The sequence below is a fragment of the Pelagibius sp. genome (assembly GCF_028289705.1).
Taxonomy (GTDB): Bacteria; Pseudomonadota; Alphaproteobacteria; order Kiloniellales; family Kiloniellaceae; genus Pelagibius.
The window spans coordinates 1-14,924 of record NZ_JANQOI010000151.1 but is presented as its reverse complement, the minus strand read 5'-3'; the positions used below and the strand labels follow the sequence as shown (position 1 = coordinate 14,924).

Genomic DNA, 14,924 nt, shown 5'->3' with positions numbered 1-14,924 from the left:
CGGATCATGTTTAGACGGAAACACTTCCGTGTTTGCGTCTAAACATGTGAATCCGCTCTACACTTAAGAATTAGAGCAGATTCACCTGGTCCGATGGATCGCTCCCGCGATTCCATCGAACCAGGATCTGCTCTAGCGGAACAGGGTGGAAATGCTGGAGCCGCTGTGGATCGCCTTGATGGCGTCGGCGAAGAGCTGGGTAACCGAACAGGTCTCGATCTTGTCGATCCGCTTCTCAGGCGCCAGGGGAATGCTGTCGGAGACCACCAGCGAACCCAGCGGCGACTCGGCGATCCGCTCAACGGATTGGCCCGAGAGGACAGGGTGCACCGCCGCCGCCTCCACCGCCGTGGCGCCCTGGTTCAGCAGATAGGCTGTCGCTTCCATCAGGGTGCCGCCGCTGGCGATCTCGTCGTCGACGATCAGCGCCCGCTTGCCGGCGACATCGCCGATCAGCGCCACTGCCCGCGGCTTCTCGTCGTCGCCGTCGCGGCGCTTGTCGACGATGGCGATCGGCAGGTTGAGGCGGTTGGCGTAGCCGCCGATCTCTTTGGCCTCACCGACGTCCCCGGCGACCAGAACGAAGTCGCTGAGGTCACGGGTGTTGCGCAGGTGATCGCAGAGGATGGGGCCCGCCTGAAGCTGGTCCACGGGGATGCGGAAGAAGCCCTGCACCTGCGGCGAATGGAGGTCCATGGTCAGCACCCGGTCGGCGCCGGCGGTCTCCAGCAGGTCCGCCATCAGCCGGGCGGTAATGGAGATCCGCGGCTGGTCCTTCTTGTCGGAACGGGCATAGGGGAAGTAGGGCAGCACCGCGGTGATCCGCCGCGCCGAGGCGTGCTTCAGCGCATCGATGGTGATCAGCAGCTCGACGATTCCGTCGGAGACCGGCGGGCAGGAGGGCTGGATCACGAAGGCGTCGCTCTCGCGCACGTTCTCTTCGATCTGCACCAGGATGTTCTCGTTGGAAAAGCGCACGACGCGGGTCTTGCAAAGCTCGACGCCGAGATGACGGCAAACCTGGGCGGCGAAGGCCGGATGGGCCGAACCGCTGATGATTCGGATCGAATTTGTCATGGGGTTCCGATGGCTGACGGGAGGCGTTGAGGCGGCACGCCTCTTCTAGCCCATCGCGCCTGGATTGGCATCCGCTATGAGGAAGGTCGTCATGAAGAGGCCGCTATCAGGCGCCGGGCCGGCAGCTTGACAACCTTTGGGGCGCCACAAGATCCTGGCGCAGTGACCTTCGAGAGGCCCGCATGCCCGGAACCCGCCTATCATTCGCGCTCCTCGGCCTGCTCTCCGCCGCGACCCTGTCGCTGCAGTTCTGGCTGAACATCGATCGGCGCGGCGGTGTCGGCCCGGCGCTGGTTTCCATGCTGGGCTTCTTTTCCATCTGGACCCATCTTGTGCTCTCCGCCGTCTGCCTGAACGTCGCGGTCAGGATCGACAAGGCTTGGAGCGATGCCCGGATCTCCCTCGTCACTGCCGTCACCTATCTCATCGTCTTCGTCGGCCTGGCCTACGAAATCCTGCTCAGCGCCGATCACAACCCCAGGGGCATCTTCTTCGTCACCAACCTGCTGCTGCACTATGTCGTTCCCTTGGGCATGCTGGCGCTCTGGCTGACCGTCGTGCCGAAGGGCCGGCTGCGTTTCGCTTCGGTGCTTCCCTGGCTCGCCCTGCCGCTGGTCTATTTCGGCTACGTCCTGGTTCGGGGAGAACTGACCGGCCGCTATCCCTACTTCTTCCTCAATGTCGATCGCTATGGCTACGGCCAGGTGCTGCTGACCGCCGCCTGGTTCACCCTGGCCTTCGTCGCCCTCGGGGCCGGCTTCGTGGTCCTAGACCGGCTGCTTGGCCGGCGCCGCCGGCAGGTGGAAGCGCCCTAGCGAAGCCTATTGGACCGGCCGGTCGATTGCCTTTGGGGCCGCCCGTTCCTATCTATCAACCAGACATTTCGAGAGGCAGAGCATGAATCCCCAGAACCTTCTTGAGCAGTTTCTCGGCCCCGACGCGGCCGCCAGCGCCGGCGGCGCCGTTCAGAGCGCCAAGGGCAAGCTGGCCAACAGCGGATTAGGCGGTGTGGCCGGCGGACTGGCCGCCGGCGGTGTGCTGGGTCTTCTTCTGGGGAACAAGAAGGCTCGCAAGACGGTCGGCAAAGTGGCCGGCGGCGTGGTCGGCTACGGCGGTGCCGCGGCGCTGGGTGCGCTCGCCTACCGCGCCTACAGCAACTGGCAGTCCGGCCAGCAGGCACCCCAGCAACCCGCCCCGCAGGGGGGAACGCCCGGGGCCGCGCCCGCCGCCGATCCGGCGCCCGAGGCGCCGCCGGCGGGCTCGAAGTTCCTGCCGGCGACGGCGCCGGCGCGCGACGGCCGGCCTTTCGAGCTGGCCCTGGTCATGGCGATGATCGCGGCGGCCAATGCCGACGGGCATATCGGCCCGGACGAACAGAAGCAGATCTTCGACCGGGTCGGCGAGCTGCCCCTGGAGGCCGAGGACAAGGCTTTCGTCTTCGATGCCCTGGCCAGCCCGCCGAGCCTGCAGGACATCGCAAACCTGGCCGAGGGGCCGGAGCAGGCGGCCGAGCTCTATCTCGCCTCCCGCCTCGCCATCGACCCCGATCATCCCATGGAACAGGCCTATCTGGAGGGCCTGGCCAGCCGCCTCTCCCTGCCGATGGATCTGGTCACCCACCTGGAGGGCCAGGCCGCCGCCGCCACGGCGTGATCGCGCTTCGTCGCCGGTGCTCCGCCGGCGGTGCACCTATCCCTCAGCAGGTCTCTTGCGGGATTTCGCGTTCGGCGAGGTGCAGCGGTCCCGAGAGGTCGACGACCATGGGCGCCTCCGCCGGGCGCAGCATCGCCTCGCCGGAGAGGTTGGCGAACAGCCATTGGGTGTCGCCGGCGGCGCTGCGTGTGGTGCGCCGGCGCTCCGGCGCCATCTCCACCGGCCCCGCATCGCCGTCCTTGGCGATGGCGAAGCGAAAGACGTAGTTGGGGGTCATGCCCATGCGCAGGTCCGAGACCAGGATCTCGCCGCCCTCGGCCTCGATGCGAAAGAAGCCGTCGCTGAAGGCCGCCAGCTTGGCCAGGGCTTCCGAGCCTTCCAGACAGCCCAGACGTTCGGTCCCGCGCGGGTGGACATAGGCCGTCACCTGATCTCGGGAACCGAAAAGCGGCAGATAGAGGTTGATGTAGCGCTCCCCGTCGACGGCGATGGCCTTCCAGAACAGGGAGTTGAAGGGCGTGGGGCTGGCCATCAGCCGCTCCGGCACCACGCCGGCCTCCGCCAGCACCGCGGCGGCCCGCTCCTTCACCACCTGCTGCGCTATCAGGCCCCAGCCCAGATAGGCGGTAGAGAGCGCCAAAGCCGTGACGACGGAGAGGCCGAAACGCCGCGACCAATTGCCCTTGAAGAAGGCCCAGATCACGACGAACAGCAGCGGCAAGGAGTAGAGCGGGTCGATGATGAAGATCGAACCGCTGCCCACCGGGTCGCGAATCAGCGGCCAGAACACCCGGGTGCCGTAGATCGTCAGCGCGTCGATCACCGCGTGGGTGACGAAGATCAGGTAGACGGCGAGATAGGTTTGCAGGCGTTGGTCGCGCAGCCCCTTGAACAGCCGCACCATCGCTTCCCCGAACAGCGGCGCCGCCAGGGCCTGGACGAAAAAGGAGTGGCTGGCCCCGCGGTGCAGGGTGAAGGAGTCGATGGGGTCCTCGAAGGGAAAGAGCACGTCGAGGTCCGGAACGGTCCCCAGCAGACCGCCGGCAAGGGCCGCCTTGCGCGGCCCGATCCGCGGGCCCAGGGCGGCCGCGCCGACGGCGGCGCCAAGGGCGAACTGGGTCACGGAGTCCATGGGGCAGGCGGTCTCTCTTTCGGGGAGGGGCGAAGGGGTGTCAGGTCTCAGAGAGATATAGGACGCCCCGGGGCTTTGTCACGGGCCGAGATCCCTCGAGGCCCCTGGGGCAAAGATGCACCTGGCGGTGCCGCCGTTTCGACAGATGCGAGGGCTGTCTGATAGAAAGACGGGAAACCTCAACTCACCCTGCAATCAGTCACGGAGACCGGGATGTCGGACGACAGCAAAGCGACGGGACGCTGCCTCTGCGGGGCGGTGAAGATCACGATACCTGGCGGCCAGAGGGAGGTCGGCGCCTGCCACTGCAGCATGTGCCGGCGCTGGACCGGCGGTCCGATCCTGGCCTTTGACGCCGGCAGAGACCTCGCCATCGAGGGCGAGGAGCGGATCGGCGTCTACCGCTCCTCCGACTGGGCCGAGCGGGCCTTCTGCAAGACCTGCGGCAGCAATCTCTTCTACCGGCTGGTCGGCTCCGGCGAGCATCACCTCTGCGCCGGCCTCTTCGACGATCAGGACGGCTTCACGCTGGAGACTCAGATCTTCATCGACGAAAAGCCGGAGTTCTACGCCTTCGCCAACGAGACCAAGGACATGACCGGCCCCGAGGTCTTCGCCCTCTACGCCCCACCGCCGGACGAGGGGTAGTGTTCCGCCCCAGCAGCGTAGATGGAGCTGTTAGCGCCAAATCCTGGAGTGTGCTTCTGCGAATACCTTGTCGATTCCGGCGCGGTCAAAGCGAAGGGGCACACGCCAAAGAACGGAGGGTTTGCCCAGCGCCTCACTGACACCTTCATAAGTGAAGTCGAACTGGATCTTTAGGGTGGTTTCCACGCTTGCCTTGCCGAGCGGACCAAAGGCGATCTCGGTTGCATCTGCCGGATTGTGGGCGTGTCCGAGGTAGATCGAGCCGTCGATATAGCCGTCCTCCGGATTTGTAGGGAAGACAAACCGTTTGCCTGAGAGCTCATCCAGGCTTCGCACTTCAAACCTGATAAAATCAAGGCGTACCGACGTCTTCTCCAGAATGCCGTCGAACTCGAAGGGGCTCAGCTCGATTGCGATGTCGAAGAACAGGGTCGGCACCAGACCAATGTGGGGATTCGCAAAAATCCGGCAGGCGAGCACCCCACCGGTCGGCGTTGCGAGGTCTTGGAATCTCATCAGATCTCTCTGGTCCGCTTCTTTGGCATCGCTGCCTCGCACCCCCGACAAATGCACAAAGCAAAGCGCCCGGTCCACGTCGTGCGGGCCGGGCGCTTGTTTGGCTCTTTGCGGTCGCCGCTCAGTGCAGCTTGGCGCTGAGGTCCTTGATGGCCTGGTCGACCATGGCCTGGTCTCGGGCCGGGTCGACGCTGTCGGTCAGCAGCTTGGCGGTGGCCGCCATGGCGATGTCGACGGCCTGGGCGCGCACCTCCTGCACCGCCTGGGTCTCGGCCTGGGCGATCTTCTCCAGGGCTGCGCGCTCGCGGCGCGCCAGCACCGCCTTCAGGTCCTCGCTGGCTTGGTTGCGCAGCAGTTCGGCCTCGTGCTTGGCGCTTTCCAGCATCTCCTCGGCCTCCTTGGCGGCGTCGCGCTGCTTGCGCTTGTACTCCGCCAGGGTCTTCTGCGCTTCCTCGCGCAGGCGCTGGGCCTCGTCAAGCTCCGCCTTGATGCGCTCGGCCCGGGAATCCAGCCCGTCGAGCATCGGCTTGCGCGCCTTCCAGTACATCAGAACCATGAAGAGGACGAAGGCGACCGCCACCCAGAATGTCGGGTCGTTCAACATCAGCCCCCGCCTCCCTTGGCCTGGCTTCCCATGACGTCGCTCACCGCCCGGTCCACCTCCTGGGCCCCGGCCTTGACGCCGATCAGCTTTTCGGTGGCGGCCATCACCACCTCGCTGACCGTGCCCTCAAGGCTGGAAAGGGCGCTCGCCTTGGCGGCGGCGATGCGGGCTTCGGCTTCCTCGGTCTGGGCGGCCAGCTTGGCGGCCAGGGCCGCGGTTTGCTGCTCGGCCTCGGCCTTTAGGGCGTCGTTGGCGGTCTTCAGGACCTCGTGGGCCGAGGCCTGGGCGTCGGCCCGCAGCTTCTCGTAGTCCGCCAGGATCTGTTCCGCTTCTTCCTTCAGCGCCGTCGCCTTCTTCAGGTCGTCGTCCAGCTTGCGCTGCCTTGCCTCCAGAACATCGGCGATGCGCGGCAGCGCCACCCGCCAGACGATCAGGTAGAGGGCGATGAAGGTCACCGCCAGCCAGAAAAGCTGGGTCGGCCAAACGGTGGGATCGAGTTGGGGCATGGCCCGCGTCCTCTCACTCAGTCAATAGGCCGGCCAATCGGCCTGCCGGTAGAGCCGCCCTGCCGGCGGGTCCCGTGGGGCCGCCGGAAGACGGTTCCGCGGGCCGCTAGCCGAACAGAATCAGCAGCGCGATGACCAGCGCGAAGAGCGCGATGGCTTCGACCAGGGCGAAGCCCAGCATGGTCATGGTGAAGACCTCACCGCGCGCTGCCGGGTTGCGGCCGACGGCGACGATGAAGGAGGAGAAGATGCTGCCGATGCCGATTCCCGAGCCGATGACGCCGATAACGGCCAGGCCCGCGCCGATCACTTTGGCGGCTTCAAGTTCCATTGTAGATGCTCCCTTTACGGTAACCTAGGTGAGGGGGGTGTCGATGGAAGGCGCTGACCCGCGGGTCCCCGAACTCAGTGCAGATGCAGCGCGTCGTTGATGTAGAGGCAGGTCAGAATCGCGAAGACATAGGCCTGCAGAAAGGCGATGAGGATCTCCAGGCCGGTCAGCGCCACCACCAGGGCGAAAGGCAGAACGCCGAAGACGCCCAATAGGCCGATGAAGCCGGCGATGACCTTCAGGAGGGTGTGGCCCGCCAGCATGTTGGCGAAGAGTCGCACCGAAAGGCTGATCGGGCGCGAGAGGTAGGAGATCACCTCGATCGGGATCAGCAGTGGCCACATGGCGACCGGCGCGCCGGGCGGCACGAAGAAGGAGAAGAAGTGCATCCCGTGCTTCACGAAGGCGAGGATGGTCACCCCGATGAACACAATGAGGGCCAGGGCGAAGGTGACGATGATGTGGCTGGTGAAGGTGAAGCTGTAGGGGATCATCCCCAGCAGATTGCCGAACAGGATGAACATGAAGAGGGTGAAGACGATGGGGAAATAGCGCCGGCCCTCCGAGCCCACGGTGTCCGATATCAGCCCGGCGATAAACTCGTAGGACAACTCCGCCAGACTTTGCATGCGGCCCGGCACCAGGGCGCCGCGGCGCATGCCGAGAATGAGGAAAGCCGTGATCAGGACAAGCGTCGCCACCATCATCAGCGAGGAGTTGGTGAAGGTCACCAAGCCCATCGTCTCCCCCGGCTCCAGCGTCGTCAGGAGACTCTTGATCTCGAACTGCTCGAGGGGGCTATGCGCGCCGCCGCCTTCAGCCATCTTCTAACCCTTACCCGTCCCCATTTCGCCTATCGGCCGGATCCTGCCCTTCGGCAGGGTCTCGCCCATTCTCGGACCCGGTTGGTTCGCTCTTATTGCGGTATCCGACCTGTCCGCCCAAACCACCGACAACCCTGAACACGTTCATGAATCCCGCGGCCGCGCCGAGAACGAAAAACAGCAGCAGAAACCAGGGTTTGGTTCCCAGCCACCGATCGAGGAAGTAACCGATCGCAACGCCGACGATGAGCGCGGCAACGATCTCCACCCCAATCCGCATCGCAAAGGCCAGTCCCTTTCCCCGCTCTGTGGAGGTGGCTTCTGCGCTGCGCCGCTTGGCTTTCGCCGCGCGGAGTCTTTCGTCCAGCTTGTCGAGGGATGGCGGTGGAGAGTCGTCTTGCATGCGCCTTATCTACCACTCGCCGGGTGACCGTTCTCCCCAAGGATTGATGGAGGTCTGAGCTGAATTCGCGCGCACAGTATGAAGACTCCTTCCCCCTGTCAAGGCGAAGAAACCCGCTGTTCTCCTAGTGTCTCGGGCCGATTCGAGAGGCCGCGTTCACGCGGTTTCCGCTGTCGAATCTGGGACCGTTTCCACGGCCCGCGAGGGCGTTTTACGGTGCTCGCGAAACGGCGGTTTCTTCGCCGTGATCGCGCACGGGCGAGGGGGCGGCGGCGGGTTGCGCAGGATCGACTTCACACCGCCTGCCGCCCCGCGGGCGCGGCCGGCAGCCCGGAGGCTTCCGCCCCCAGCCCCTCGCCCGGAACCCAAGAAATCCGGCACAGAACGTTCCGCTAATCAAACCATCGGTTGATATAGTTGTATGGTTTATCTGTTGTTTAGAATTTTTCTTTTATGAGTGTTGGAATCGATAGAGAAAAACAAGCTTAGGTAACAATGCCTAGCATATCCAGGCCCGTGGCCCTCGCGCTGGTTTTTGCCGCCCAGGTCGGAATCTTCGGCTTTCTGGCCTGGGTTTCCTATGAGCGAACCATCGCGCACGAGGAGGCGACCCTGGCCGTGGATGCGCAGGCGACGGCCGAGCAGATCGCCCAGGCCATGCGCCTGGTCGACGTCCAGCTCCAGCACCTTGAAGACGAAGTCCTGCAAAACATCCAGTGGACTGAGGAACTCGACCGGGACGCCCTTGCCGTGTTGGGGGCGGCCGCCAGTTCCGCGCCTCACATCGGCGGCGCGGGCTACACCGACAGCGCAGGGACCGTCAGGGGGGTGGTTCTTTCCGACGGCAGCACCATGCTCAGCGGGCTGGACATTTCCAAGCGGCCTTACTTCACGGCGCATCGGGATGGTCAGATCCGTGGAACCTATCTCAGCGAACCGGTCGAGGGGCGCCTTCGCGGGCGCCGGATCCTGCTCACCTCGCGGCGCCTGTCGTCACCGGAGGGCGACTTTCTCGGCACTGTGATGATGTCGGTTCTGCCGTCCTACTTCGCCGAGCAGTTTGCCCACGGCAACGAACTGCCCATTCAACGCCGGATCGTGACCGCCGCCGGCACCCTCGTTGCCGTTGCCCGGCCTGCGGACGATGGCGGGGCCACGTCGGATCAAGAGCCCCAGTTGGCCGGACTCACCGCCGGTTTGATGTCTCAAGCCGAGGTATTCACGGAGACCAACACCGCCGGCGACGAGGTGCTGACAGCCGTCGCGCCGGTGCCGGGCTGGCCTCTGGTGGCCACGGCCAGTCTCGGCAGAGGGGCCATTCTCGCCGATTGGCTGATGGCGTTGCTTGCCATCGGCATTGCGCTGGCGCTTTCCCTGGCCGCCATGGTCGTGATGGTCCGGCTGCTGCACGAGCGCGAAGACTTCGGCCGCAAGCAGGAACACCGCTTCCGTTCACTCATCGAGGATGCCATCGACGGGGTCATCATTCACGACCTCGGCATTGTCCTTTTCGCCAACGACGCGGCGGCCCAGATGATCGGGCTCTATCACGGGACCGAGCTGCGCGGCCGCTCCCTGGCGGAGTTCGTCCATGGAGATGCCCAGGCCAGGACCCTGGAGCAGTGGCGCCACGTCAAGGAGTCGGGGCAGTCGCGGACGGCGCGGCGGGTGCCGGCGCGCCGCGTCGACGGCAAGATGATCTATGCCGACATGTCCTCACAGCAGATCGAATGGGGGGATCGCACGGCAATCCGTTCCTCTCTGAACGAAGTGACCGACCAGGTTCTGCTCGCCCGCAAGGACCAGCGGCGCACGGCGATCCTGGCGGCTGTCAACGATGCCCACTCGATCTATCTGAACCAGACCCGCAACCGCCTCGCCTTCGAGGAGCTTCTGGAGAAGATCCTCGATCTCAGCGGTTCGGTCTACGGCCTGATCGCGGAGAAGCTGGAGGATGAGGAGGGCAAGCCCTACCTGAGGACGCTGGCCATCTCCAACATCGCCTGGGACGACGAAACCCGCCGCTGGTACGAGAGTGCTGCCACGGGCGGCATGGAGTTCCGTAACACCGACAACCTGCGCGGCGTACCGCTGCGTACCGGCGAGGTGCTGATCGCCAACAACCCGCGCCGCCACCCCGCCTCCACCGGCGTGCCCTGTGGCCACCTGGCCATGGACAACGTGATGATCCTGCCGCTGACGCTGGAAGACGAGATTCTGGGCGAGGTCGCGCTGGCCAACCGCAAAGGCGGGTTTGACGACCAATTGGCGTCGGAACTGGCGCCCATCGTTCAGGCGATCACCAGGATCGTCTCGGACTTCCGTACCGATCGCCTGCGCGAGGCGGCGGAACGGGCGTCCGAGTCGAAGTCCGCCTTCCTGGCCCATATGAGCCACGAGCTGCGGACCCCCCTGTCCGGGGTCATCGCGAACCTGGAACTGCTGAGCGAAGACAAGTTGGAGCGCGAACAGTCCGACCTGGTCGAGGCTTCCATGACCGCCGGCAAGGCGCTCCTCGGGATCATCGGCAACACCCTCGACTTCTCCAAGATCGAGGCCGACGAGCTGGTGCTCGACATGACCGAGTTCGATCCGGCGGTCATGGTGGAGGACGTTCAGTCGATCTTCTTCGCCGCCGCGCGCGACAAGGGCCTCACCCTCTCCACCGCGGTGGACGCACGGGTTCCCCGCACCATCAGAGCCGATGAAATGCGCCTGCGCCAGGTGCTCTCCAACCTCGTCGGCAACGCCATCAAGTTCACCGCAAAGGGCCGCATCGCAATCTCGCTCTTTGCGGACCGGCTGGACGACGCGACGGCGCAGCTTTGCTTTTCCGTCGACGACACCGGCATCGGCTTCGATCCGGAGCAGGCGGAAAACCTGTTCAAGCCCTTCGGCCAGGAAAGCGGTTCCACGGCGCGCAACTTCGGCGGCACCGGCCTGGGCCTGACCATCGCCCAGCGCCTGGTGGCGCTCCATGGCGGCGACGTCAAGTGCTTTGCCCAGCCCGAGGCAGGCAGCAGCTTCGTAGCCTTTCTGCCGGCCACCGTGGTCGATTGGGGCGACCCCGAAGTCTGGTCGCTGGAGAACCACAGTATCTGCCTGCTGTTCCCCGAGGGCGACCTGCCGGAGGGCCTGGTTCCGGATCTTCTGGCCGCCGGGGCCGAGGTGCAATGCGTTGCGGAGGCCCGGGAGCTGATGGGCACGCACTGCGACGACACGCATCGCCGGCGCAGCCTCTTCGTCGACTGGGATGCGCTCGATCCGGAGCAGGAGGCCGTGATTGAAGGCTACAAGGCCGGCTATTCCCGGGTCTTCGCCCTGACCTCCGACAACCAAGCCGACCGCCGCCGCCGCGCTCTGTTCCATCACGGTGTGATCCTTGCCGCCAAGCCGCTGAGCGCGGTCAGCGCCTCTCATGCAATCCTTGGCGACGACAAAGCCCGCAGCCAGCGGCTCGCTGAAGAAGCAAGCGCCGACCAGGGCGGCTACCAGGTGTTCGAGCCCGGCCAGGCCCCGAAGATCCTGATCGTCGAAGACCAGCCCATGAACCAGCTCGTGCTCCGGCGCCAGCTCCGCCGCCTCGGCGCCGACTGCGATCTCGCCGAGCATGGCCGCGAGGCCCTCGACCTGCTCGACCAGCGCAGCTACGACCTGGTGATCACCGACTGTTCGATGCCGGTGATGGACGGCTTTGAGCTCAGCACCGCAATCCGCGGGCTGGAGGCGGCCGGGCGGCCGCGCAGCGTCATCATCGCGCTCACGGCCAATGCCGTCACCGGCGATGCCCAGCGCTGCTACGACGCCGGCATGGACGCCTATCTGTCCAAGCCGGTCGGCCTCTCGGAGCTGTCGAGGGCCCTGGAGCAGTGGTGGAATCCGGCCCCTCAGCGAGCCCAGGCCGAGCAGGCGCCAGAGGAGTCGGAGACCGCCCCGGCGGAGGCGGCAGCGGGCGGCCCGCCCATCGACCGCCAAGGCCTGGCCGAGCTGATCGGCGAAGACGACGACGAGACCATCGACGCCCTGATCCTGGAATTCTTCGAGAACTGGCAGCAGGCCCTGGCCGGTGTCCATGGCCCCTGGCAGCGCCGCGAGGCGGTGGCGCTGCGGGCGGCGGCCCATGCGGCCAAGGGAACCGCGCGCTACGGCATGGCCCCGGTGCTTGCGGAGATCTGCCAGGACCTCGAACACCAGGCGGAAGACGCCGATTGGGACCGGCTGCAAGGGCTGATCGATGGCCTGGACACCGAGACCGAGCGTCTCAGGGCCCATCTTCAGGCCGGCGGCCTGATCGGGGAAGGGGAGCGGCGAAGTGCCTAAGTCCATTCTCATCGCAGACGACCAGGATTTCGTGCGCTCTCTCATGACGCGCATGCTGCAGCAACTGGGGTTCAATGCCCGGGCGGTGCACGACGGCCGGGAAGCGGCCATGGCGCTGAAGTTCATCGACGGGGCCCTGATCCTCGACCAGCAGATGGGCGGTTTGACGGGCCTGGAGCTGCTGAAGTCGGTGCGGACCGGAGAGACGATCCTGGAACGCGGCTTTCCGGTGCTGATCCTGACCGGCCATGCCGATATGGACGTAGTCAAGCTGGCCAGCGAGCTGGACGTCACGGCGCTGCTCACCAAGCCGGTGTCGAAGGCGCAGCTCAAGGACCGCATGAGCTATGCCCTGACCCGCAAGATCGACCTGAAGCCGGCACCAACCTACGCCGCCATCGAGGTCCCCAAGGCCAAGGTCGAAGACCTGCCGGTGACCGATGCGCCGATGCCGGCCATGAAAAGGCGGCCGAAGACCGAGGACAAGCAAACGGACGGCCGCAAGTCCTGGGTGCTGAAGGGCAACTGCGAAGCCGACCCTGCCCTTGCCATGGGCGACGGGCGCCGGGTCCACTACAGCAAGATCCAGCCGGGAATGATGCTGGTGGAGAACCTCTACGGAAAGAACGGGGCGCTGCTGTTGGGCGCCGGTACCGAGCTGACCGAAGACATGATCGGCCGCCTGATCACCAAGTGCGAATCGAACAGCACCGCAGAGTACCTCACGGTGGTCCAGGCCAACCGGCCATCGTCCAGCGAGTCGTCGTAGAGCGTTTTCGACTTACGTCGAAGCGGTTCCAGCCCGCACCCCGCCAAAACCTGAAGAATTCTACGCGCTTTCCCGCAGGCTTTCGGCGGCCTGAAGGTCGACCGAGACCAGTTGGCTGATGCCGCGTTCGGCCATGGTGACGCCGAACAGGCGGTCGACCCGGGCCATGGTCATGCGGTGGTGGGTGATGATCAGGAAGCGGGTCTCCGTCGACTTGGTCAGCTCCTCCACCAGTGTGCAGAAGCGGTCGACATTGGCGTCGTCCAGCGGCGCATCGACCTCGTCCAGCACGCAGATCGGCGCCGGGTTGGTCAGGAAGACGGCGAAGAGCAGCGCCAGGGCGGTCAGGGCCTGCTCGCCGCCCGACAGCAGGGACATCACCTGCAGGCGCTTGCCCGGCGGGCTGGCCATGATCTCCAGGCCGGCGGCCAGCGGATCCTCCGACTCCGTGAGCTTCAGATGCGCCCGGCCGCCGCCGAAGAGGCGCACGAAGAGCTCGGCGAAATGGCTGTTCACCGCTTCGAAGGCGGCCAGCAGCCGTTCCCGGCCCTCGCGGTTGAGGCTGGCGATGCCCTGGCGGAGGCGGCCGATGGCGGCGATGAGGTCGCTGCGCTCCGACTGCATGCCGGCGATCTGCTCGTCCAGTTCGCGGGCTTCGGCCTCGGCGCGCAGATTGACCGCGCCCAGGTTCTCGCGCTCACGGATCAGGCGGGCCAGCTTGGTCTCCAGGTCGTCGCGCCGCGGCAATTCCTTCTCGGGATCGACCTCGGCGACCGCGAGGGCCTGATCGAGGGCGCAGCCGAGTTTCTCGCGCACCTTCTCGACCACGGTCTCCAGGCTTTGGCGCCCCTGGGAGACCGCCCCCTCGCAACGGATGCGGTTTTCGCGGGCACCGGTCAGGCGGGCCTCTTCGGCTTTCAGGGCTTTGTCCGCCTCGCTGAGCCGGGTTTCCCCGGCGGCCAGGGCATCGGCCGCTGCACGGCGCCGGCCCTCGGCCTCCTCGATGAGGTCGGCCAGGGCCTCGCGGCGCTCGGCCAGGGCGAGGGGTACCGCCGCCAGGGTCTCGATTTCTTCCTCGGTCGCCTGGCGCCGGGTCTCCAGGTCCTGAAGATGGGTCTTGGCTTCTTCGGCGCGGCGCTGCCAGGATTGGTATTCGGCGGCAATGTCCAACAGCCGGCGCTGGCGGCCTTCGGCCTCGCGCTTGAGCTGATCGAGCTGGCCCTGGCGTTCGACCAGGCCGTCGCGGGCCCCGGCCAGGCTTTCGCGCAGCTCGTCGGCGCGCTGATGCTCGAGGTTGAGGTCGGGCAGGGCGGCCTGCTCGCCGCGGGCCTGGGTCAGCGCCCCCTCGGACTCCTGCTCGTCGCTACCCAGGCGCGTCAGGCTTTCGTCCAGGCCGGCCAGCCGCGCGGCGAGGGCATTGGCCTTCTGGACCAGCTCGCCGTGCTGCTGCCGTGCGGTACTGGCCGCATCGAAGGCTTCGGTCTCGCCGGCCCGGGCAGCGCGCTCGGCCTGGGCGGCCTGTTCGACGGCCGCTTCCAGCGCGCCGTGGTCTGCCGCGGCCCGGGCGGTCTCCCGCTGAACCTGCTGCAGGTCCTCGCGCAGCCCGGCCAGGCGGTTGCGCTGGGCCATCCGCTGCGCGGCGGTGGTCGGCGCATCGGCCTTGGCGGTGAAACCGTCCCAGCGCCAGAGGTCGCCCGCTTTGGTCACCAGGCGCTGGCCCGGCCGCAGCAACGCCTGCAGGCGGGCCCCGGATTCCCGGTCAGCGACGACACCGATCTGTGACAGCCGCCGATCGAGGGCCGCCGGGCCCTGAACCGCAGCCGACAGGGCCTCGGCCCCGGCGGGCAGGGGCGGGGCCAGATCGAGGCCGGGCAACTGCTGCCAGTGCACCGGCGCCGCCTCGTCGGCGGACACGCTGAGGTCGTCGCCCAGCGCCGCCCCCAGGGCGGCCTCGTAGCCCGGCGCCACGGTGACGGCGTCCACCACCGGCGGCCACATGTCCGATTCCGCGGGCTCCAGCAGGGCGGTGAGGGCGGAGATTTCCGCCTCCAGCTTGGCCTGGCCCGCTTCCTGCTCGCGCAGGCGCCCGCGCGACTCGCTTTCCCGCTGCCGCGCGGCTGCGGTGGCTTCGGCGGCGGCGG

The 14,924-nt window shown here is 66.5% G+C and carries 13 protein-coding genes and 1 pseudogene; 5 read left to right on the top strand and 9 right to left on the bottom strand.

Features of this window, described 5'->3' with window-relative positions; genetic code table 11:
* Positions 1-132: 132 nt before the first annotated feature.
* Positions 133-1,077, bottom strand: a complete 945-nt coding sequence (locus tag Q0996_RS19045) for a ribose-phosphate pyrophosphokinase (RefSeq protein ID WP_299623418.1) — start codon at positions 1,075-1,077, stop codon at positions 133-135.
* 182 nt (positions 1,078-1,259) lie between these two features.
* Between Q0996_RS19045 and Q0996_RS19040 the strand changes: the two genes are divergently transcribed.
* Together Q0996_RS19040 and Q0996_RS19035 are read left to right on the top strand one after the other, a co-directional pair.
* Positions 1,260-1,892 (top strand): Pr6Pr family membrane protein, encoded by a 633-nt coding sequence (locus Q0996_RS19040; protein ID WP_299623415.1) that lies wholly within the window; start codon positions 1,260-1,262, stop codon positions 1,890-1,892.
* 82 nt (positions 1,893-1,974) lie between these two features.
* A complete protein-coding gene (locus Q0996_RS19035; RefSeq protein WP_299623412.1) occupies positions 1,975-2,730 on the top strand; it encodes a tellurite resistance TerB family protein in 756 nt (251 codons plus the stop codon).
* Between the two features lie 43 nt (positions 2,731-2,773).
* Here the strand turns inward: Q0996_RS19035 and Q0996_RS19030 are convergent, their stop codons facing one another.
* On the bottom strand, positions 2,774-3,862 hold the full coding sequence (locus tag Q0996_RS19030; RefSeq protein WP_299623409.1) for a metal-dependent hydrolase: 1,089 nt from the start codon (positions 3,860-3,862) through the stop codon (positions 2,774-2,776).
* Between the two features lie 213 nt (positions 3,863-4,075).
* Between Q0996_RS19030 and Q0996_RS19025 the strand changes: the two genes are divergently transcribed.
* Entirely contained in the window at positions 4,076-4,510 is a 435-nt protein-coding gene (locus tag Q0996_RS19025) for a GFA family protein (RefSeq protein ID WP_299623408.1), read from the top strand.
* Between the two features lie 30 nt (positions 4,511-4,540).
* Here Q0996_RS19025 and Q0996_RS19020 read toward each other — a convergent pair whose 3' ends face one another.
* The 6 genes from Q0996_RS19020 to Q0996_RS18995 form a co-directional block, all read right to left on the bottom strand.
* Complete coding sequence (locus tag Q0996_RS19020) at positions 4,541-5,026, bottom strand: hypothetical protein (protein WP_299623405.1); 486 nt, start codon at positions 5,024-5,026, stop codon at positions 4,541-4,543.
* A gap of 121 nt (positions 5,027-5,147) precedes the next feature.
* On the bottom strand, positions 5,148-5,630 hold the full coding sequence (locus Q0996_RS19015) for an ATP F0F1 synthase subunit B (RefSeq protein WP_299623402.1): 483 nt from the start codon (positions 5,628-5,630) through the stop codon (positions 5,148-5,150).
* On the bottom strand, positions 5,630-6,136 hold the full coding sequence (locus Q0996_RS19010; protein WP_299623399.1) for a F0F1 ATP synthase subunit B': 507 nt from the start codon (positions 6,134-6,136) through the stop codon (positions 5,630-5,632). The genes Q0996_RS19015 and Q0996_RS19010 overlap by 1 nt, the downstream gene beginning before the upstream one ends.
* Before the next feature lie 106 nt (positions 6,137-6,242).
* On the bottom strand, positions 6,243-6,467 hold the full coding sequence (locus Q0996_RS19005) for a F0F1 ATP synthase subunit C (protein WP_193367353.1): 225 nt from the start codon (positions 6,465-6,467) through the stop codon (positions 6,243-6,245).
* A 74-nt stretch (positions 6,468-6,541) separates the two neighbouring features.
* Positions 6,542-7,291: a F0F1 ATP synthase subunit A gene (locus tag Q0996_RS19000; RefSeq protein ID WP_299623393.1), complete on the bottom strand. Its 750-nt coding sequence runs from the start codon at positions 7,289-7,291 to the stop codon at positions 6,542-6,544.
* 10 nt (positions 7,292-7,301) lie between these two features.
* Positions 7,302-7,694 carry an AtpZ/AtpI family protein gene (locus Q0996_RS18995; RefSeq protein WP_299623390.1) on the bottom strand — a complete coding sequence of 131 codons (393 nt, stop codon included), beginning with the start codon at positions 7,692-7,694 and terminating at the stop codon, positions 7,302-7,304.
* Between the two features lie 516 nt (positions 7,695-8,210).
* On the opposite strand from Q0996_RS18995, the gene Q0996_RS18990 reads away from it, so the two are divergent.
* Both Q0996_RS18990 and Q0996_RS18985 read left to right on the top strand, forming a co-directional pair.
* Positions 8,211-12,014, top strand: coding sequence for an ATP-binding protein (locus tag Q0996_RS18990; RefSeq protein ID WP_299623388.1), 3,804 nt, complete (start codon positions 8,211-8,213; stop codon positions 12,012-12,014).
* Positions 12,007-12,783, top strand: a complete 777-nt coding sequence (locus Q0996_RS18985) for a response regulator (protein ID WP_299623386.1) — start codon at positions 12,007-12,009, stop codon at positions 12,781-12,783. Before Q0996_RS18990 ends, Q0996_RS18985 begins: the two co-directional genes overlap by 8 nt.
* 60 nt (positions 12,784-12,843) lie before the next feature.
* Here the strand turns inward: Q0996_RS18985 and Q0996_RS18980 are convergent.
* A pseudogene (locus Q0996_RS18980) lies at positions 12,844-14,924 on the bottom strand (chromosome partitioning protein ParA); the annotation flags it as partial.